This is a genomic window from Brevibacillus sp. FW306-2-1A-C05A (genome assembly GCF_058781555.1).
On record NZ_JBYSWV010000026.1, the window covers coordinates 50,905 to 69,596 of the forward strand.

20 protein-coding genes are annotated in these 18,692 nt (G+C 55.2%); 15 read left to right on the forward strand and 5 right to left on the reverse strand.

From position 1 onward, the window contains the following. Positions 1 to 56: 56 nt before the first annotated feature. The 4 genes from AC3WJN_RS16065 to AC3WJN_RS16080 form a co-directional block, all read right to left on the reverse strand. Positions 57 to 1,265 carry an MFS transporter gene (locus tag AC3WJN_RS16065; RefSeq protein ID WP_007787151.1) on the reverse strand — a complete coding sequence of 403 codons (1,209 nt, stop codon included), beginning with the start codon at positions 1,263 to 1,265 and terminating at the stop codon, positions 57 to 59. Positions 1,266 to 1,276: 11 nt separating this feature from the next. Further along, positions 1,277 to 1,720 carry a MarR family winged helix-turn-helix transcriptional regulator gene (locus AC3WJN_RS16070; RefSeq protein WP_005826776.1) on the reverse strand — a complete coding sequence of 148 codons (444 nt, stop codon included), beginning with the start codon at positions 1,718 to 1,720 and terminating at the stop codon, positions 1,277 to 1,279. Positions 1,721 to 1,846: 126 nt separating this feature from the next. Next, positions 1,847 to 1,981: an EYxxD motif small membrane protein gene (locus AC3WJN_RS16075; RefSeq protein ID WP_005826778.1), complete on the reverse strand. Its 135-nt coding sequence runs from the start codon at positions 1,979 to 1,981 to the stop codon at positions 1,847 to 1,849. An 18-nt stretch (positions 1,982 to 1,999) separates the two neighbouring features. After that, the gene (locus AC3WJN_RS16080; RefSeq protein WP_007787154.1) at positions 2,000 to 2,542 is read right to left on the reverse strand and encodes a YgaP family membrane protein; all 543 of its coding nucleotides are present in this window, start codon (positions 2,540 to 2,542) and stop codon (positions 2,000 to 2,002) included. A gap of 196 nt (positions 2,543 to 2,738) precedes the next feature. Here AC3WJN_RS16080 and AC3WJN_RS16085 point away from each other — a divergent pair, with 196 nt between their 5' ends. The 10 genes from AC3WJN_RS16085 to AC3WJN_RS16130 all read left to right on the forward strand — a co-directional run bounded on the left by AC3WJN_RS16085 (position 2,739) and on the right by AC3WJN_RS16130 (position 12,506). Beyond that, a complete protein-coding gene (locus tag AC3WJN_RS16085; protein ID WP_005826782.1) occupies positions 2,739 to 4,496 on the forward strand; it encodes an adenine deaminase C-terminal domain-containing protein in 1,758 nt (585 codons plus the stop codon). A 314-nt stretch (positions 4,497 to 4,810) separates the two neighbouring features. Then, positions 4,811 to 6,061 carry a branched-chain amino acid ABC transporter substrate-binding protein gene (locus AC3WJN_RS16090; RefSeq protein WP_007787157.1) on the forward strand — a complete coding sequence of 417 codons (1,251 nt, stop codon included), beginning with the start codon at positions 4,811 to 4,813 and terminating at the stop codon, positions 6,059 to 6,061. A gap of 156 nt (positions 6,062 to 6,217) precedes the next feature. After that, positions 6,218 to 7,168, forward strand: a complete 951-nt coding sequence (locus AC3WJN_RS16095; RefSeq protein WP_025844394.1) for a branched-chain amino acid ABC transporter permease — start codon at positions 6,218 to 6,220, stop codon at positions 7,166 to 7,168. A gap of 9 nt (positions 7,169 to 7,177) precedes the next feature. Next, a complete protein-coding gene (locus AC3WJN_RS16100; RefSeq protein ID WP_007787158.1) occupies positions 7,178 to 8,461 on the forward strand; it encodes a branched-chain amino acid ABC transporter permease in 1,284 nt (427 codons plus the stop codon). Positions 8,462 to 8,482: 21 nt separating this feature from the next. Beyond that, positions 8,483 to 9,259 (forward strand): ABC transporter ATP-binding protein, encoded by a 777-nt coding sequence (locus AC3WJN_RS16105; RefSeq protein WP_005826793.1) that lies wholly within the window; start codon positions 8,483 to 8,485, stop codon positions 9,257 to 9,259. A gap of 14 nt (positions 9,260 to 9,273) precedes the next feature. Further along, positions 9,274 to 9,981: an ABC transporter ATP-binding protein gene (locus AC3WJN_RS16110; RefSeq protein WP_007787160.1), complete on the forward strand. Its 708-nt coding sequence runs from the start codon at positions 9,274 to 9,276 to the stop codon at positions 9,979 to 9,981. A 289-nt stretch (positions 9,982 to 10,270) separates the two neighbouring features. Then, entirely contained in the window at positions 10,271 to 11,749 is a 1,479-nt protein-coding gene (pdxR, locus tag AC3WJN_RS16115; RefSeq protein ID WP_005826797.1) for a MocR-like pyridoxine biosynthesis transcription factor PdxR, read from the forward strand. A gap of 47 nt (positions 11,750 to 11,796) precedes the next feature. Further along, positions 11,797 to 12,042, forward strand: coding sequence for an AzlC family ABC transporter permease (locus AC3WJN_RS16120; protein ID WP_007787163.1), 246 nt, complete (start codon positions 11,797 to 11,799; stop codon positions 12,040 to 12,042). Between the two features lie 8 nt (positions 12,043 to 12,050). Then, complete coding sequence (locus tag AC3WJN_RS16125) at positions 12,051 to 12,173, forward strand: hypothetical protein (protein WP_255344311.1); 123 nt, start codon at positions 12,051 to 12,053, stop codon at positions 12,171 to 12,173. 18 nt (positions 12,174 to 12,191) lie between these two features. Further along, positions 12,192 to 12,506 carry an SRPBCC domain-containing protein gene (locus tag AC3WJN_RS16130; protein WP_007787165.1) on the forward strand — a complete coding sequence of 105 codons (315 nt, stop codon included), beginning with the start codon at positions 12,192 to 12,194 and terminating at the stop codon, positions 12,504 to 12,506. A 78-nt stretch (positions 12,507 to 12,584) separates the two neighbouring features. Here the strand turns inward: AC3WJN_RS16130 and AC3WJN_RS16135 are convergent, their stop codons facing one another. Beyond that, a complete protein-coding gene (locus AC3WJN_RS16135; RefSeq protein WP_007787167.1) occupies positions 12,585 to 13,346 on the reverse strand; it encodes an IclR family transcriptional regulator in 762 nt (253 codons plus the stop codon). 200 nt (positions 13,347 to 13,546) lie between these two features. Between AC3WJN_RS16135 and AC3WJN_RS16140 the strand changes: the two genes are divergently transcribed. The 5 genes from AC3WJN_RS16140 to AC3WJN_RS16160 are packed head-to-tail and all read left to right on the forward strand — an operon-like array spanning position 13,547 to position 18,560. Then, complete coding sequence (locus AC3WJN_RS16140; RefSeq protein WP_005836112.1) at positions 13,547 to 14,665, forward strand: ABC transporter substrate-binding protein; 1,119 nt, start codon at positions 13,547 to 13,549, stop codon at positions 14,663 to 14,665. An 8-nt stretch (positions 14,666 to 14,673) separates the two neighbouring features. Beyond that, the gene (locus tag AC3WJN_RS16145) at positions 14,674 to 15,768 is read left to right on the forward strand and encodes an ABC transporter ATP-binding protein (protein WP_005836114.1); all 1,095 of its coding nucleotides are present in this window, start codon (positions 14,674 to 14,676) and stop codon (positions 15,766 to 15,768) included. 3 nt (positions 15,769 to 15,771) lie between these two features. Continuing rightward, complete coding sequence (locus tag AC3WJN_RS16150; RefSeq protein WP_005836116.1) at positions 15,772 to 16,614, forward strand: ABC transporter permease; 843 nt, start codon at positions 15,772 to 15,774, stop codon at positions 16,612 to 16,614. Beyond that, complete coding sequence (locus AC3WJN_RS16155; protein WP_007787170.1) at positions 16,611 to 17,411, forward strand: ABC transporter permease; 801 nt, start codon at positions 16,611 to 16,613, stop codon at positions 17,409 to 17,411. Before AC3WJN_RS16150 ends, AC3WJN_RS16155 begins: the two co-directional genes overlap by 4 nt. Before the next feature lie 12 nt (positions 17,412 to 17,423). Continuing rightward, on the forward strand, positions 17,424 to 18,560 hold the full coding sequence (locus AC3WJN_RS16160; RefSeq protein WP_007787172.1) for a M20 family metallopeptidase: 1,137 nt from the start codon (positions 17,424 to 17,426) through the stop codon (positions 18,558 to 18,560). Positions 18,561 to 18,692: the final 132 nt, after the last annotated feature.

The following is an 18,692-nucleotide window of genomic DNA, read 5'->3' on the forward strand; positions in this document are numbered from 1 at the left end:
AAAGCAAAGAGGCAGTCCCGTTCGCCGATGAGGCTCGAACGAGGACTGCCTTTTCCTTATAGACCGATATGTTCGCCTGCCAGCCGTGCCTTTTTCCCTTTGGCTGCCACAAGCTGCGACAAGACGTAAACGCCGAGGAACAACAGCATGCAGGCGGCTGACCAGCGGTACATGACCGAGTAGCTGGAATGAGTCGCAAGCACGCCGAGCAGCATGGAGCCTGCGGCGATGCCGAGGTCGATGGAATTGAAGAACAGGCCGTTTGCCATGCCGCGCTGCTCTGGCGCGACGACTTTGACCATCCAGGCTTGAATCGACGGCTGGATCATGCCGTAGCCGAGTCCGTAGAAAAAGGCCGAGATCAGCAGCAGCGATTCGCTGGTCGTCACCGACAGGAGCAGCAGGCTGACGCCCACGAAGATCGCGCCTGGCGGCAGGACGGCGATATGGCCCTTGCGATCGTACAGCTTGCCGGAAAAAGGCCGAATCAAAATCATGGCGAGCGCGTTGGCGAGGAAAAACCAGCCCACGTTGGCGATGTGGGTTTCTTTTCCGTACAAGGCCAGAAAGCTCAAGATTCCGCCGTACGTAATGGACAGGCAAAAATTCAGGCTGACGGGCAGCAGCAACTTTTTGTCAAAAAAGCGGGCAAACCCTTTGACGGGCGCTGCTTTGGGCGCTGGCGCCATGCGCAGGCTGTAGGAGCGGATCATGTGCGCCAACGGGAAAATCGCAGCCACAAGCAGCACGAGCGTCAAAAGCATCGGGCCGATTCCGAACGATTGCAGGATACCAAGGCCAATCAGCGGGCCGAGCGCCATCGCCAGACTGGTGGACAGGCCGAAGTAGCCCATCCCTTCCCCGATGCGCCGGACGGGAATGACGTTGGACACGACCGTCGGAAACGCTGTGCTGCCCATGCCAAAGCCGATGCCGACGAGAACGCGCAAAAACAAAAACAGGGCGATATGCCCGGCCCAGTAGTAGCCTGCGCTGAATATCCCGACAGTGCACAGCGCCAGCATCGCGATGACTTTGCTGTTTTTCGTTCGCAACGCTTCCCCGGTCAATGCGCGTGCCACTACGGCTGCCAACGAAAACAGGCTGATGACCAGGCTGACGACGAAATCGTTTGCCTGATACGCCTGCTTCACGTAGGCCGGAAACGTCGGCGTCTGCATCTGGATGGTGAGGAACAACAGCATGTTGCATACAGTAAGCAGGACGAAATCCTTCGTCCACAGTTTCTCTCTACTCTCTCCCAACGTGTTCACTCCTATTCTTGTGTATGGCGGTTTACATTCTCATTGATCTCCAGCAGTATTTCCCGCAAAAAAGCGAGCTTCTCCGGCGAAATCCCGGCGAAGATGTCCGCTATCGCCTTGGCCTCGGCGGGAATGGCCTTTTCAATCCACTCCCTGCCATTCGGCGTGAGCGTGATGAGATAGGCGCGGCGATCGTGTTCGCTCAGCTTTTTTTCAATCCAGCCTTTTTTCGCCAGGTTGTCGAGAATGCGCGTCATGGTCGGCTGGTCTTTGGCGGAGCGCAGAGCCAGCTCTTTCTGGTTGATTCCGTCCTCTTCCCGGAGGCGGTACAAGACGGCAAACTGCTCCGTCGTCAGGTCGAATTCGCGCAAAAACAAGGACACATAATGAATCATGCGCCTGTACGTATTGCCGATCAGAAAGCCGATCGGTTCATGTTGCCAATGGTCGATCATGAGAAGAACCTTCCTTTGCTCGCGAAATTAGTTGTTTTGACAATTATATGCATAGCAATTAATTTTGTAAATGGAAAAACCGCCTGCGACGAAACGAGGCGGTTTGTATCCTTGGGAGCTGTCAGCTTATTGCCGATAGCGCCCTTTTCGCTTGGAGGCGTAAAAGGCGTAATAGCCGACTACGCCAATGACACCGACGATCATGGCTGCGACGAACAGATTGTGGGACAGCCATTCATAGAGGGGAGTTCCGACGATCATGAGCGCGTCGCCTCTTTTCTACGAGTAAGTGGGGTAGCGTGTGCTGCTGTCGTCCTTTTCCTGCGAGCGGTAGGAAATAAACTCGCGGGCAGCTTGTTCGAGCAACTGGTCTTCGGCAGACAGCTTGCCTTTTTTGGATTCGTTTTGCTGCGTCGCGGTATGCGTGTTTACAGCAGCAGCCTGCGGTTTTGTGTTTTGCGCGTCTGCGGCGGCTGTAGCAGTAGCGCTTGACTCCTGCTTATTGTGCTCCTTGCCTTTTGCGGAAGTGCCGCTGCCGCTAAACGCACCCGTCACCTGGTTCATGACGGTTTGAATCCCTTTTTGCTTCATTTGATCCATCATGCCCGACATGCCGTTTGCCTTGATCGTGTTAATGCCCAGCGCTTTGTACATCGGGCAAAAACGGGTGGCGCCTTCCGCTACCTTCATGGCGGAAAAAGCCATTAACAGCCAGGGGGCATTGTGCGGGCGACGGCTCATTTTGCCTATGCCGTAAGCCAGGCCCAAGAGGCCGCCCGTCATGCGGATGATTGCATCTGTAGTTCCAACGTTTCTTTGCATCTGTGCTCGCCTCCAGTCGCGTCTTCTACGCATTAGTCTGTGATAAAGGCAAAAGGACAACCCGTGGAAATTGCAGGTCGAAGTGTTCCGGCAAGCAGGGGAAGTCTTCGCGGGCGGCGAAGCAGTAAAGCAATGTCAATATGAACGATCATTCAGTCGATGCAGACGACGATGGACAGCGAGGGGAGAGAAAAGCATGCGAGTTCGAGCTTTATCAGAGGAAGCGTACCGGAATCTGCTCCGCGTGAGCAAAAGACAGGCGCCGGCCAGCTTGTGGATCAAGGGAGCCAGCGTCCTGAACGTATTTACAAAAGAATGGCAGGAGCATCATGTAGTCGTAGCCGGGGAGCGGATTGCCTACGTGGGGGAAAAAGAGCCGCTGACAGACGAGCATACGGTGATCGTCGAAGCGGACGGAAAGTACGTCGTGCCCGGCTACATCGAGCCGCACGCCCATCCTTTCCAATGGTACAACCCGTACACGCTGGCGGACTTTGCATTGGAGCGGGGGACGACCACGCTCGTGTCCGACACGTTGATGCTGATGAATTTGCCGCCCGAGCAGGTGGCAGCGCTGATGGAGTCTTTGTCCGGCCATCCGGTCAAACAGTTTTTCTGGGCGAGACTCGATCCGCAAACAGGTAAAGAGCACCCGCAATTCACGAAGGAAGGGCTTGCTCGCATGCTCGAGCATCCTCTCGTCGTCCAGGGCGGAGAGCTGACGAACTGGTCCGGCGTGCTGCAGGAGGACGAGACGCTGCTGTTCGGCTTGAAGCACACGCGCGATCTGGGCAAAAGAATGGAGGGGCATCATCCCGGCGCTTCCTACGAAACGCTGAACATTGCAGCGGCGGCCGGAATTACCGCCTGTCACGAAGGAATTACGGCGGAGGATTTACTTCAGCGGCTCCGGCTTGGCATGTACGCCACCTTGCGTCATTCCTCGATTCGCCCGGATTTGCCGGAGCTAGTCAAAGGATGGCTCGCGCTCGGGTTGCCGTGGTCGCCCCGGATGATGCTGACATCAGATGGCAGCACCCCGCCGATGCACCGCAACGGCTTCCTCGACGGGACGATTCGCGTCGCGATAGAAGCGGGCATGCCGCCGGAAGAGGCGTATGTGATGGCGACGCTGAATCCGGCCGTCTACTACGGGCTAGACGCCGAACTCGGCGGAATCGCGCCGGGAAGAGTGGCAGATATGCTGCTTCTGCGAGCCAAGGACGACCCTGCGCCGCTTGTCGTCTTTGCCAACGGACAAAAGGCGGCGGAGGAAGGCAGATTGCTCATTCCCACAATCGAGCCGCGCTGGGCGGACTACTCGTTCCCAACCGTCGATTCGCTGCAGGACAAAACGCAGGCAGAATGGTTCACGCTGCGCCCTGACGAAGACGGCAAGGTGCCGGTGCTGAACATGCTGAATGCCGTTATTACCCGCATGACGCTGGAGCAGCTTCCGGTAGACGAGCACGGCTTCGTCTCGCTGGCGCACGACCCGCAGCTCGCCCTGATTGTCAGCGTCGATCCGGCAGGGAAAAGCCGCACGGTTGCAGTACTGCGCGGCTACGGCGAGCATATCGAGGGCTTGGCCAGCTCCTATACAGCGTCCGGCGACTGGCTTGTCATCGGGCGCGACCCGCAGGCGATGGCGGCAGCGCTTGCGCGAATCAGAGACATCGGCGGCGGAGTCGTGCTGATCGACGAGGGGCAGATTGCCTGCGAATGTCCGCTGCCGCTTGCCGGAAAATTTTCCCCGGCTCCGATGGAAGAAGTGATTGCCATGGCGGAGAATTTGACGGCCAAGCTGCGGGCAAAAGGCCACGCGCACCTCGATCCGCTCTATTCTCTCCTGTTTTTCACCGCCACTCACCTGCCTTATGCGAGACTTACTGCGGAAGGCATCGCAGACGTAAAAACAGGGCAAATTCTCGTCCCGGCACTCCCTCTGCAATAGAGGGAGTTTTTGTTTTGGGAGCCGTAAATATAATGGATAACATTAACGCTTTATGGCGATAAAGCAAAGATATAATTATTTGATTTCAATAGCAGGGAATGAAATCACGAGTATGTAAGCATTCGGTATATGATCGAAAAAAATATTTTACCTCTTGTAAATTATCAGACTTATTTTACAATAAATAATAGCCAAGCCACATCTATCTTCCGTCCTAACAGAAAGAGTGCTCACAGAGTCGCAACCTGGTAAGTAGGGTAGATCGTCTGGCGAGGACAAAAATAAAGAATAATTAAAGGGGGATTCAATTCCGCATGAAAAAACTCTCTCACATCAGTATTTTATCTGCGGTATTGGCGACGAGTGTGGCACTCACAGGTTGCGCAGGAACCAGCAATTCATCAGGCGGAACCAACACAAGCGGAGGTGGTCAGCAGCCGGCGCAAAACCAGACGAGCACTTCCGGTAGCGGCGGCGGAGCAACAGACGGTGGTGTCATCAAAATCGCAACCCAAACCCCCCTCTCCGGGAACCAGTCCTCTCTCGGAGACGCGATCAAGACGGGTGCCGAATACGCGCTGAATCTGCGCAAGGAAGAATTCAAAAAGCTCGGCTTCGACATCCAGCTCTTCCCGCAGGATGACCAGGCGGACCCGAAGATCGGCGTATCGAACGCGGAAATGCTCATCTCCAACCCTGACGTGTACGGGGTAGTGGGCCATCTGAACTCCGGCGTAGCGATTCCTTCGTCCGTGAAGTACGAGGAAGGCAAACTGGTCATGGTGTCTCCGGCCAATACGGCGGTGAAGCTGACCGAGGAAGGCAAGAAAACCGTACACCGGATTTGCGCTCGCGACGACGCCCAGGGACCGAAAGCGGCCATGTATGCGAAAAACACGCTCGGCGTGAAAACAGCTTTCATCATTCATGATAAGACCGCATACGGCCAGGGCTTGAGCGACCAGGTGAAGCTGCAGTTTGAAAAAGACGGCGTGCAGCTCCTCGGCTACGAAGGCATCACGCAAGGCGAAAAAGATTACAGTGCCGTACTGAACCAGGTAACGGCAAAAAACCCTGACATCATCTTTTTCGGGGGACTTTATCCGGAGGGCGGAATTTTGGTCAAGCAAGCCCGTGAAAAAGGATACAAGGGATATTTTATGGGTGGCGACGGTTTGGACTCTTCTGATATGATTAAAATAGCCGGCGATGCCGTCGAAGGTGTCGTGTTTACGTCAGTGGCAGGTGACGTGACGCAGACCGAAGAGGGCAAGAAGTGGGCCGAAGAGTACAAGAAAACGACGAACAAACCTCTTGAAACCTACTCCGTCTACGGTTTCGACTCCATGAACGTCATCCTCAACGGCGTCATGGAAGCAATCAAAGCGAATGGTGGCAAAAAACCAACACGCGAGCAAGTCCTCGAAGCAGTTCACAAAACGAAAGATTTTCAGGGGCAATTCACAAAAGTTACCTTTGATGAAAAAGGTGACAACGTAAACGCAGATGTATTCATTTACAAGTATGACAAGGACAAGTCCACTTTTGTAGGCAAGGCCGAGTAATCGCAGCCAACATCACCGTACACTCTTTCATGCCTCATACAGTCCGGGGCGGCACGCTTGTGTTCGCCCTTTTCTACTGAAACTCACGTCCAGTCATGCGAATGGATGCAGAAAATTTCTACAAGTTTATTGAGAAGTGAGGGATGGGAAAGCATGATGCTCAACATTTTGCCTCAGGTGTTGGTTGACGGATTAACACTTGGATTCATGTACGCAGTCGTGGCCTTGGGCTACACAATGGTTTACGGGATTTTGGAATTTATCAACTTTGCTCATGGAGAAATTTTCATGGTCGGGGCCTTTGTCGGTACAGAGGTATTGTTGATCTCTGACGCCCTGGGGGCTTTGGAAGGCATGAACCCTTTTGTCGCACTATTCTTGACACTGATAATCGCCATGGTGATTACGGGTGCGCTCGGAGTAGGAATCGAGCGGGTCGCCTATCGGCCGCTACGCGGAGCGCCGCGCCTCGTGCCACTGATTTCTGCCATCGGTGTATCGTTTTTGCTGCAAGACCTCGTTCGTTTTACGGAAGCGCTGGCTCGCAATGAATTTTATCTGAACAGTCCAACTCTTTTTACTGGTTCGATTTCTTTAGGCAGTTTCGCTGCGATTCCAGCCAAGGGCTTGATTGTAATTGTGCTCGCCATTGTGATGATGATTGCGCTGACGCTGTTCATTAACAAGACAAAATGGGGAATCGCCATGCGGGCCGTAGCGCAGGATCAGAGCACGGCTTCGCTGATGACCATAAATGTAGACAAAGTAATCATGCTTACGTTTTTGATCGGGTCCAGTCTCGGCGGAGCGACAGGCGTGCTGTTTGCGCAAAATTACGGGACGATCGACCCTTATATCGGCTTCATTCTCGGATTGAAGGCATTTACCGCAGCCGTTCTCGGCGGGATCGGCAACCTGCGCGGAGCCATGGTGGGCGGGGTGCTGCTCGGGCTACTGGAATCGCTGTCTGGCGCTTTCATGGGGCCGCTGACCAACGGCGCATTTGGTGCTGAGTACAAAGATGTGTTCGCGTTCAGCATTCTAATCCTCGTGCTTCTCTTCAAGCCGGAAGGGCTGTTTGGCGAAGCTGTGAAAGAGAAAGTGTAGGTGAGACCAATGGCAAATCTGGCCTGGAAAACGTTCAAAGGAATCCCGCTCGCGCTTACGTTGGTTTGGATCGCCGGCTTCGCGGCTGCTCTGCATTTCATGGACAAATCAGTCATCGCGTTTCTCGGCATTCTCTCCTCAATCGTGCTCGTCTATTACACGAATACGTCCAAGACGATCAAGATGATTGTCGGGGCCGCTGTCCTGCTGATTATCATTCCGCTGGTCGCGGGTGAAAACCGCTACTACATGGAGGTCGCTTCGCAAGTCGGCATCTACGTGGCAATGGCGCTCGGACTGAACATCGTAGTCGGATTCGCGGGGCTGCTCGATTTGGGCTACGTCGCCTTCTTCGCTGCTGGTGCGTATGCCTACGCGATTTTCTCGACCTCGCAGGCGAATGAATTTATCGCGGGCAACCTGTTCCCGCTCTCTGGTGACTGGTTTTGGCCGTTCCTCATCGTCGGCTTGATCGTGGCCGCGATTTTCGGGATATTGCTCGGTCTGCCGGTGTTACGGGTAAAAGGGGACTACCTCGCCATCGTTACGCTCGGTTTTGGTGAGATTATTCGGATTATTTTTAATAACCTGGACAAACCGATCAACATTACAAACGGTCCGCAAGGGATTACCCCGATTCCATCGCCGGAGCTGTTCGGCATCAAGATGGGGACGCCGTTTTACTTCTACTTTATCGTCCTGTTCGTAATCGCCTTTATCGTCCTGGCGAATATCCGCTTTGAGCATTCCCGTTTGGGCCGCGCGTGGATCGCCGTGCGCGAGGATGAGCTTGCGGCGCAGTCTATGGGGATCTCGCTGTTGAATACAAAGCTGGCCGCGTTTGCGACAGGCGCTTCCTTCGCAGGGGTGGTCGGGGTTATTTTCGCAGCCAAACAGACTTTTATCGATCCGACTTCGTTTACGCTGATGGAATCAATCGGGATTCTGGTCATGGTCATTCTCGGCGGAAGCGGAAGCATCCCGGGCGTCGTGCTTGGAGCCGCTTTTGTCACCATTTTGCAGGTGCAGCTCCTGAAAGAGTTCTCCAACTTCCTGCACAGCCTGCAGCAATCCGGCATCATCAACCTGCCAAACCAGTTGGACCCGTCCAAGTTCCAGCGGCTCATCTTCGGGATCATGCTGATTCTCGTCGCCTTGTATCGTCCCAACGGACTGATTCCGGCCAAGCGGAAAAAGAACGATCTCGACGCGATCAAAGAGAGCGAGTATGGCAAACAAAAGCTGGGGATTCTCGGCAAGCTGTCCCAATTGGCTTCTGGCAAGCAGTCATAGCGGACGAGGAGGGAAAAGGGCATGGCATTGTTGGAAGCAAAAAACTTGACGAAGCGCTTTGGCGGACTGGTAGCCAACCAGGACGTTTCGATTTCCATAGACAAGGGAAGCATTACGGCAGTCATCGGGCCGAACGGGGCCGGGAAAACGACTTTTTTCAACATGATTACCGGATTTTACGTGCCGGATGAAGGTGAAATTCTCCTGGACGGCAAAAGCATCAAAGGGCTGCGCCCCGATCAGATCGCAAGCCGCGGGATTACCCGGACGTTCCAAAATATCCGGCTGTTCAAAGAAATGACGGCGCTGGAAAACGTGATGGTCGGCGTTCACAGCCGCTTGTCAGCCGGGTTGCTCGGCATTTTGTTCAACACCAAGCGCGTACGGGTCGAGGAAGAAAAGGCCCGCGTAGAAGCCTATCAGCTTCTGGAGTATGTAGGCATCGCCCATATCGCCAACGAAGCGGCGGGTAGCCTGCCATACGGATTGCAGCGTCGGCTGGAAATCGCTCGGGCGATGGCGACGAATCCGCAGATTATTTTGCTCGACGAGCCGGCGGCGGGGATGAACCCGCGCGAGACAGTCGAAATGACCGACTTTATCCGCAAGCTGAAACGCGAGCTTGACCTGACGATTATCTTGATCGAGCATGACATGAAGCTGGTCATGGGACTCAGCGAATACATTCACGTACTGGATTACGGCCGGAAAATTGCGGAGGGAACACCGGAGCAAATCCGCAACAACCCGAACGTAATTGAAGCCTACCTCGGCAAAAGTGCGTCGGAAGTGTCGTAGAAGGAGGAAAAACGATGGCATTGCTAGAGCTGAATAACGTTCATACCTATTACGGCGGTATCCACGCATTGAAGGGATTGAGCATTACCGTCAACGAGGGTGAGGTCGTCACCTTGATCGGCTCCAACGGGGCGGGAAAATCGACCACCCTGAAAACGATCTGCGGCCAGACCCGCGCCAAGGAAGGCAAAGTGATCTTCAACGGCAAGGATATTACCCAGATGCGCACCCACGATATTGCCAGTGCGGGAATCGCCCATGTGCCGGAAGGCCGCCGGATTTTTCCAAAGCTGACCGTGCGCGAAAACCTGGAAATGGGAGCGTTCGGCGTATCGGATAAACAGGTGATCGAGGAAGGCATCGAGCGCGCTTTTGCTTACTTCCCGCGCCTCAAGGAACGGATCGACCAAAAAGGCGGGACGATGTCCGGCGGTGAGCAGCAAATGCTGGCGATCGCGCGCGGACTGATGATGAAGCCGAAAATTCTCATGCTCGATGAGCCGTCAATGGGCTTGGCTCCGATTCTCGTCGAACAAATTTTTGACATCGTCACAGAGCTGAACAGGGAAGGCATGACGATCCTGCTGGTAGAGCAAAACGCGAACCAGGCGCTTTCAGTGGCGCACCGCGGCTACGTGATCCAGACAGGTGAAATCATTTTGAAGGACGATGCGCAGACTCTGCTGGCAAATCCACAGGTTCGGGACGCTTATCTCGCGTAAAACATGCGATCAAAGAAGTCAGCCTGTTACGGACAATAGGGTAAGCTGGGGCCGATGGAGACTTTTCTCCGTCGGTTTTTCTTTTCCCGGAGAATAACTTTCAGGCTACGAGGCGGGTACCAGACGGTTTCCGCTGTGCCGCAAAGCCGCATGCAGGCAAGTTTTCCAACCGGGAGGAAATGTGCAAATTTTCTGATATGATTAAGCATAGACTGACTTGGCCTTAGTGAACATGGACAGATTGAAAAAAAGGAGGCAGGTCAGTTGCAGGGAGAGGAGAAAACAGAACATGCTGGACATCAGTCCCCACTTGGTTGAGGACAAAGAAGCGTTGTATTTGCAGCTCTATCGGTATTTTCGCGCAGAAATCCAAGAAGGCCGGCTGCCTTCGGGAACAAGGCTGCCATCTGTGCGGGCCTTGAGCGGATTTTTGCAGGTCAGCAAAACGACCGTGGAGTGCGCCTACCATCAGCTTTTGGCAGAAGGGTACATTGAGAGCCGGGAGCGCAGCGGTTTTTATGTCGTAGATATGGAGTGGGATGGCCCGCTACCCGAACATGCGGGGAAAAAGAGCGTACCGACCGCTGGCGCGGTTGGCGTTGCCGCTGCGGGTGGGCGTGTGCCGCATGCAGCGGAGCAGCCGGAGGACGGGCAACCAGTTTCCATTCGCTACGATTTTCACCATGCCCGGGTCGATGCGGAGCACTTCCCTTACGAGCGCTGGCGCAAATACACCAACCAGTGCATGCAAAAAGAGAACCGGAGCGTGCTGTATTACGGCGACAGGCAAGGGGAGCCGCTTTTGCGAGAGGAGCTTGCCCGCTACTTGAGCCGTGCCCGCGGGGTGCAGGCGACGCCGGAGCAGATTGTCATTGGCGCGGGTACGCAGATCATGATTAGCTTGCTCGGCTTTTTGTTCGGCCCGCGCGGACAGATTGTCGCCATGGAGGAGCCCGGCTATAACGGGGTGCGTTCCGTTTTTGCCCACCTTGGCTTTGCGGTATGTCCGATTCGGCTGGAGGAGGACGGGATCGACGTGGAAGCGCTCGGGAAAAGCGGAGCGAGATATGTGTACATTACCCCGTCCCATCAGGACCCTTCGGGAATCGTCATGCCGTACGCCAAGCGGCTGAAGCTGCTGCACTGGGCGAACCAGACAGGCGGCTATATTATCGAGGACGACTACGACGGAGAGTTTCGCTATCACGGCCGACCGATTCCTTCGCTTCAAGGGCTGGACACGCACGGGCGGGTCATTTACCTCGGGACGTTTTCCAAGGCGCTGCTGCCGTCGATACGGATCAGCTACATGGTGTTGCCGCAGGAGCTGCTTGCCATCTACCACGAGCAACTGGCGGATTTCGACCAGTCTGCGTCGCGGATTCATCAGGAGACGTTGGCTCTGTTCATGAAACACGGCGACTGGGAGCGCCATATTCGCAAGATGCGCACGCTCTACCGCAAAAAGCACGATGCGATGCTGCACATTTTGCAGGAGCAGCTCGGGCCTTACATTTTGCTGAAAGGACAGGATGCCGGATTGTCGATGACAGTCGAGGTGGCAAGCGACTGCACGGCTTTGCAGCTTGCGCAAATCGCGGAGGCTGCGGGTGTGCGCGTCTACCCTACCTCACACAAATGGATGGAACCGCAGCCAAAAGCGCTGCCTGCTTTCCAGTTCGGCTTTGGCGGCATGACGACGGAAGAGATGGAGGCGGGCATCCGGCTTTTGCAAAAGGTGTGGGGGCCGTACTTGCGGAAGCGCTGAGACAGCTTGCACAAGGCGGTGGCAACAGAGAAGGGAGAGCATCGAGCGTGTCGCAGGCGTTGTTTGTAAAAGGAATGAAACAAATTTTTCCCGTGGCCGCCGCCGGAATCGTGGACGGGATGGTGTTTGGCATACTAGCCAGGCAGGCTGGGCTGGGAGTGACGGAGGCGATGCTGATTTCGCTGCTGGTCAATGCCAGCTCCTCGCCGTTTGCGGCGGTGGGCTCGCAGGGCATCGTCGGCTGGCCGATTCTCGTTTCGAACTTGCTGTTAAACGCCCGTCATCTGTTGTAAGGGTTCCGATGCTGCTGATTAGCTCCAGGTGGGGGATTCCGGCTTGGCTCAGGCGCGGGCTGGCAATGGTTCCGGTCGGGGTATTCAGCTCCATGACGATTCCGCCGATTTTGTTTCACGCGCCAAAATGAGCGTGGAGCCCGGAATACGTGGTGGCGGGGGCTGTAGCGCTTGCCGTAGGGTTTTGGAAAAAGCAAATCGTCTGGGCGCTGCTTGCCTATACATGGAACAGCAAGGACGCGAACGAGTCGGCTGTTCGCTGGGAGCTGCTGCCGGAAGCGGAAGGCTGCCGCCTGGTGCTGGACCATTCCATGCGCGCCTCGGAGCCGCTGCCCCGGATGCTTGCAGGCTGGCATGCCCATCTCGAGCTTTTGGCAAAAGTGCTTGCGGGAGAGCAGCCAGCCTGGTCGTGGAGCCGCTGGGAACAACTGCGGGAAGCGTACGCCCAAAAATGGGGTGAATGACGGCTGCCTAAACAAAAAAGACCTTTCACACAGCGAACCGGTCGTTGTGCGGAAGGTCTTCTTTCGTTGGCTGCGCGGTTACGGCAAACGGTATCCAAGCTGGGTGGACATGTCGCGCACCGTAGCCAGCGTTTCCTGGATGATCTCTTCTTTTTTGGGCATCACGCGATCCGTCGGGCCGATCACGCTGATCGAGGCGGTCACCTGTCCGGTGGAATCGAAAATCGGCGCGGCAATTCCCGTGACGCCCGTGTTGCGGCGGTTCGAGCTGATCTCGTAGCCGCGCTCCCGGATCGCCTGCAGGTCGGCTTTGACCTCTTCGATGGAAGTGTAGGAGTGAGGCGTGTACATTTTCAAAGGTTGCTCCGCCAATATCTCGTCCTGGAACGACTCCGGCTGGTAGGCGAGCAGCACCCGTGCCGCCGTCGTCGAGTAGAGCGGGAAGCGGCGAAAAGACTCGACCGTAAAGCGAATAGGATGCTTCGAATCTTCCTTCGCGACGTAGATGGCGTCCTTCGAGTCTTGCACGCACAGGACGGCCAGCTCGTTCACCCGGGAGACAAGCCCGGTCAAAAACGGTTTGGAAAAATCGACAATATCGTGGTTGGTGAGCACCTTCGTGCCCAGCTCCAGCAGTGTATAGCCAAGCGTATATTGCTTGGTTTTTTCGTTTTGGCGAATAAAGCCTTCTGATTCCAGCGTGGAAAGCAGCTTGTGCACCGCTCCTTTTGATAGCTGAAGCTTTTTGCTAAGCTCGGTCACCCCAAGCTCTTTGGGAGAATCGAGAAACATTTTTAACAGTCGGCAACCGTTTCGTACAGAAGACAATACTTGGTCCATAAAAAACGTCTCCTTTATGTGCATTAGTCCTATTCTACCACAGATAGGGGGCAGGCAATCCTGAATGGAGGCAATGGTGCTTTTTGTATGACTACCTTGAATAGTCAGTCTCTTTATGATAGGATAACACTATCGTTCTCGAATAGCAAACGTTGTTCTCTATTCGTGAACAAATAAGATAAAACGGGGGTCGAACTTACGTGAAGAAAAAGGCGTTATCTGTACTGTCGATTTTTGCTTTGACTGGTTCTTTGCTTGCGGGCTGTGGCTCTTCCACACCGCAAACTGCCGCTCCGACGCCGGCTGCTGGCAATACAGACGGCGGGCAAGCACAAGTGCAACTGGAAGACACGCTGGTTGTCGCGGGGAACGGAGCTACTGTAGAGAAGTTGATGAAAGACGAAATCTTCAAGAAATTCAACGAAAAATACCCGAACGTCAAGCTGACCTACGTATCCGGGGTATCGACCGAGATCGTCGCGAAAGTAAAAGCGCAGAAAAACTCCCCGCAAATCGACTTGACGATCGTCGAGGGCGGCGAGCAGGAAAAAGGGCGCCAGGAAGGCTTGTGGGAAACGATCTCTGCCACGGACATTCCAAACGTGAAAAACGTGCCGCAAGATTTGAAAGTCACGGATGACAGCGGTGTCGTCGTCAACTTCACGCCAATGGGCATCTCGTACAACAGCGAGCTGGTCAAAGAAAAAGGACTGCCGGTTCCGGCGTCGTGGAACGACCTGACCAAGCCGGAAGTGAAGGGCAACATCACGATGACAGACGTAGCGAGCAACTTCGGACGTTCGACCATGATTATGCTGGCCTACGCCAACGGTGGATCGGAGAAAAATATCGAGCCTGGTTTTGAAAAAATGGCAACGCTTGCAGGCTACATGCCGACATTCGCGAAAAGCGCGGCGCAACTGCAGCAAAACCTGCAAAACAAGAGCGCAGCCTACACCACCTGGACGATGGCGCGCAGCCTCACGCAAAAAGAAGCGGGAGTGCCGCTGGAATTTGTCTTCCCGGAAGAGGGCGGCAATATCGTGCCAAACATCGCCACAATCGTCAAAGGCGCGAAGCATCCGCAAGCAGCCAAAGCGTTCATCGACTTTTTGCTGACGGACGAAGTGCAGACGATGTACGCGACCAAGCTGTACTACAATCCTGCTACCGAAGTAAAGCTGCCGGACGATGTAGCGAAGACGTTGGCATTTGACCGCGCGAAGGTTGTCAACTTTGACTACGACGTCATCAGCAAGGAAACATCGGCTTGGCTGGACCGCTTTAACAAAGAAATCGCACCCAAAACAGGAAAGTAGGTATAGAAGTGACAAAGGTGATTGACGTCGAACTGCGCGGCATCATGAAAAAGTTTCAAAACAATGTCGTGGTTCAGGACTTCAACCTGCAGGTGGAGCAAGGCGAATTCATCTCGTTTTTGGGTCCATCCGGTTGCGGCAAAACCACAACCTTGAACATGATTGCCGGATTTTTGGACCCGGATGGCGGAGATTTGCTCATCAAGGGTCAACGGATGAATGGCGTCCCGCCGTACAAGCGGGAACTGGGAATGGTGTTTCAGACGTATTCGTTGTTTCCGCACATGACTGTGGCGGAAAATATCGCCTACGGCTTGAAGCTGCGCAAGATCGGAAAGCAGGAGATGCAGGAGCGCGTCAATCGTGTGCTGGAGCTGGTCAAGCTGCCAAACGTCGCGGATCGGTATCCGAAGCAGCTCTCCGGCGGACAGCGCCAACGGATTGCCATCGCGCGCGCATTGGTGATTGAGCCGTCGCTCTTGCTTTTGGATGAGCCGCTCAGCAATCTGGACGCGAAGCTGCGCGAGGAACTGCGCGACGAGCTGAAGCGTCTGCATCAGGAAATTGGCGTCACCACCATTTTCGTGACACACGACCAGGAGGAAGCGCTGGCGCTCTCCGACCGGATCGTTGTGCTGAATCACGGCTTCGTGGAGCAGATCGGCACTCCGCACGAGATCTACAACCAGCCGGCTTCCGAGTTCGTCCATACGTTCATCGGCAAGACAAACCGGATGGAAGGAGAAGTGATCGCGACCGAAGGCGACACCGTGACGCTTCGCACGACGGGCGGTTTGCTCGTGCAGGCTGCAGGGCAGAAGCACCAGTTTGCCTTGCAGCAAAAAGCGGTGATTTTCGTCCGTCCGGAAAAAATCAAGCTGACGGAGGCGGCGGACACGGCGCAGCCGAATCGGGTAAAAGGCCATCTGCAGCTTGCCTCGTTCCTCGGCTCCTATACGGAGTGCGAGGTGGCGACCGGAGCGCATACGCTGTCTGTCAAAGTCCAGATGAGCGACAAGTCGGCAGAACAAGAAGCAGGCAAAACGGTCTACTGCCAGTGGAACGCAGAAGACGTGCTGGTCATGCCCGTGGAGAGGGGATGACGGATGAACAAGCGTCTTTCCATCACACTTTTGACGGCACCAGCCATGATTGTTTTGCTCGGCGTATTTATCCTGCCGATGCTGCTCATGCTTCTGCTCAGCTTCCAGGATGAAAACCAGGCTTTTACGCTGCAAAACTACGCCTTGTTTGTGCAAGATTCGTTTTACGTAGAAATTCTTTGGCGGACGATCCGCGTCAGTCTGTGGACCGTGCTGGCTACGCTTTTGCTCGGCTTTCCGGTGGCGATGTACATGGCGCAGGCGACAGGCAAAATGCGCGGGATTGTCACGATGCTGATTTTGGCTCCGCACCTTATCAGCGTGGTCATCCGCAACTTCGGCTGGGTGGTCGTGCTCGGGGAAAAGGGCTGGATCAACGAAACGCTCATGAAGCTCGGGCTGATCGAGCAGCCGCTGCGGCTTTTGTACAACGAGCTTGGGGTGGTCATCGGCCTGACCGACTCGTTTATCGCCTACATGGTGCTGGCAATTGCGACCAGCCTGTACGCGATTGATCCGTCGCTGTCCAAGGCAGCATCCATTTTGGGCGCATCGCGCATGCGCACGTTCTTTACGGTGACGCTGCCGCTTTGCTTGCCGGGGATGATCGCCGGGACGACACTCGTTTTCAGTCTGTCGATGAGCGCGTTTGTCACTCCTGCCCTGATGGGGGGTACTTCGGTGAAGGTGATGCCTGTGATCGCGTATGAGCAGATCATGGCGACCTTGAACTGGCCGCTCGGTGCGGCGTTGGCCTTCCTGCTGTTGGGCAGTACGATTTTGCTGGTGACCTTGTACACGTGGTTGATCGAAACGAAGCGGTATAAAGAGGTGTTTGCGTCATGAAAAAGCTGAATGTGCTCGGGCTCATCACGTTCTTTGTGCTGGTGCTGGTCAATCTGCCGTTTTTGGTCATCATTCCAAGCTCCTTTACGGCTGCCGGATACTTGGCGTTTCCGCCGGAGGGCTTTTCGTTCCAATGGTACACGATGATTTTGGATCGGCCGGAGTTTATCGAATCGCTCTGGATGAGTCTCAAGCTGGCGACGGTAACGGCTGTTCTGGCTACGTTGCTCGGTACGCTGGCGGCATTTGCCTTGTCCAAGTACAAGTTTCGCGGGAGCGGCTTCATCAATGCGCTGATGCTCTCGCCGCTCACGGTGCCGTCGCTGATTATCGGGATTTCCGCGTTGCTGTTTTTTACGCGCATCGGCATTGCGGGTACGTTTACCGGGCTGCTTTTGGCGCACATCCTGATTTCCATTCCGTATGTCGTGCGGCTGGTGCTCACCGGGCTTAGCACATTTGACTACACGCTGGAAAAGGCGGGCTACATGCTGGGTGCCCATCCGTTTCGCGTGTTTTGGGACATCACGCTGCCTTTGCTTAGGCCTGCGATTGTGTCAGGCATGATTTTCTCGTTCCTGACGTCGTTTGACAATGTGACGGTTTCCCTGTTTCTGGTGGCACCGGACACGACAACGCTTCCGCTTGCGATCTTTACCTATATGCAGGAAACGCTTGACCCGCTGGTTGCTTCCATCTCCGCGGTTGTCATTCTGCTGAGTCTGGTCTTTATCGTGCTGCTGGAAAAAGTGTACGGACTAGAGCGCCTGTTCGGACTCAATTCACAATCTCATTAAGGAAGAGGCACTATGTCAATCCAGACTTATTTGCAAGACAACATGAATCACTTTTTGCAATTGCTCGAAGAGGCGGTCAACATGGACTCGCCTTCGCGGGACAAACGGCTGGGCGACCGGATGGCGGGCTGGTTCGCGCTCCAGTTTCAACGGCTGACAGGCGGCAGGGCGGAGCTGATCCCGAATGCGACATACGGCGATCAGGTGCGCTGCACATTGGGCGAAGGGGACAAGCAAATCCTCATCATCGGTCACTACGATACCGTGTGGCTGGAAGGAGAAGCGGCCCGCAGGCCATTTTCCATCCGGGACGAAAAAGCGTACGGACCAGGTGTATATGATATGAAGGCTGGAATTTTGCAGGCGATGTTCGCGCTGCGGGCTTTGGTGAAGCTGGACCGTTTGCCGGCGGACAAAAAAATCGTGCTCTTGCTCAACAGCGACGAGGAAATCGGCAGCCCGACCTCCAGATGGCTGGTAGAGCAGGAAGCGTCCCGCTCGGCCGCGAGCTTCGTGCTGGAGCCGCCGACGGAGCCTGGCGGCGCGCTGAAAACATGGCGCAAAGGCAGCGCGCATTATACGGTGGCGGTTCGCGGCATTTCCGCACACGCCGGGGTCGATCACCAAAAAGGCGTATCGGCCATCGAAGAGCTGTCGCGGCAAATCCAATTTCTCCACGCTCTGACCGATTACGAAAAAGGCACGACGATCAATGTCGGCGTAGTCAAAGGCGGGATTGGCGCCAATGTCGTCGCCGATTACGCGGAGGCAGAGGTGGATGTGCGCGTCGTTTCCATGGAAGAGGCGCAACGCATCGAAAACGTAATCCGCGAGCGCAAGCCGCTACTTTCGGGCACGAGCATCAACGTGACGGGCGGCATTCGCCGTCCGCCGATGGAGCGTACCAAGGATACAGGCGTGTTGTTTGCGCTGGCAAAATCCATCAGCCGTCATGAGCTGGGGATGGAGCTGGAGGAATCCGGGACAGGTGGCGTAAGCGACGGCAACTTCGCCGCTGCCTGCGGGGTTCCGACGCTGGACGGACTTGGGGCAAAGGGCGGATTTGCCCACTCGCCGGAGGAATGGATCGAACTGGGGGAAATATCGACACGCGCGACTTTGCTGGCGCGCCTGATCGAAGAAGTATAGAGAAAAAGCAAAGAGGCACCTGACGGCTGTGCGAAGTGCGCAGCGGTACAGGTGCCTTTACAGATTTTCCGAACGAGAAAGCCCGCTACGGTGCGATAGCACCCCCTTTAGGGGCGGGATGAGAGTGAGGTC

Coding starts and splice junctions, on each gene's coding strand:
- AC3WJN_RS16150 (WP_005836116.1), top strand. CDS start 15,772: ATGAACAAGCGTCTTTCCATCACACTTTTGACGGCACCAGCCATGATT.
- AC3WJN_RS16110 (WP_007787160.1), top strand. CDS start 9,274: ATGGCATTGCTAGAGCTGAATAACGTTCATACCTATTACGGCGGTATC.
- AC3WJN_RS16125 (WP_255344311.1), top strand. CDS start 12,051: ATGCTGCTGATTAGCTCCAGGTGGGGGATTCCGGCTTGGCTCAGGCGC.
- AC3WJN_RS16095 (WP_025844394.1), top strand. CDS start 6,218: ATGCTCAACATTTTGCCTCAGGTGTTGGTTGACGGATTAACACTTGGA.
- AC3WJN_RS16080 (WP_007787154.1), bottom strand. CDS start 2,542: ATGCAAAGAAACGTTGGAACTACAGATGCAATCATCCGCATGACGGGC.
- AC3WJN_RS16090 (WP_007787157.1), top strand. CDS start 4,811: ATGAAAAAACTCTCTCACATCAGTATTTTATCTGCGGTATTGGCGACG.
- AC3WJN_RS16135 (WP_007787167.1), bottom strand. CDS start 13,346: ATGGACCAAGTATTGTCTTCTGTACGAAACGGTTGCCGACTGTTAAAA.
- AC3WJN_RS16100 (WP_007787158.1), top strand. CDS start 7,178: ATGGCAAATCTGGCCTGGAAAACGTTCAAAGGAATCCCGCTCGCGCTT.
- AC3WJN_RS16155 (WP_007787170.1), top strand. CDS start 16,611: ATGAAAAAGCTGAATGTGCTCGGGCTCATCACGTTCTTTGTGCTGGTG.
- AC3WJN_RS16105 (WP_005826793.1), top strand. CDS start 8,483: ATGGCATTGTTGGAAGCAAAAAACTTGACGAAGCGCTTTGGCGGACTG.
- AC3WJN_RS16070 (WP_005826776.1), bottom strand. CDS start 1,720: ATGATCGACCATTGGCAACATGAACCGATCGGCTTTCTGATCGGCAAT.
- pdxR (WP_005826797.1), top strand. CDS start 10,271: ATGCTGGACATCAGTCCCCACTTGGTTGAGGACAAAGAAGCGTTGTAT.
- AC3WJN_RS16160 (WP_007787172.1), top strand. CDS start 17,424: ATGTCAATCCAGACTTATTTGCAAGACAACATGAATCACTTTTTGCAA.
- AC3WJN_RS16075 (WP_005826778.1), bottom strand. CDS start 1,981: ATGATCGTCGGAACTCCCCTCTATGAATGGCTGTCCCACAATCTGTTC.
- AC3WJN_RS16085 (WP_005826782.1), top strand. CDS start 2,739: ATGCGAGTTCGAGCTTTATCAGAGGAAGCGTACCGGAATCTGCTCCGC.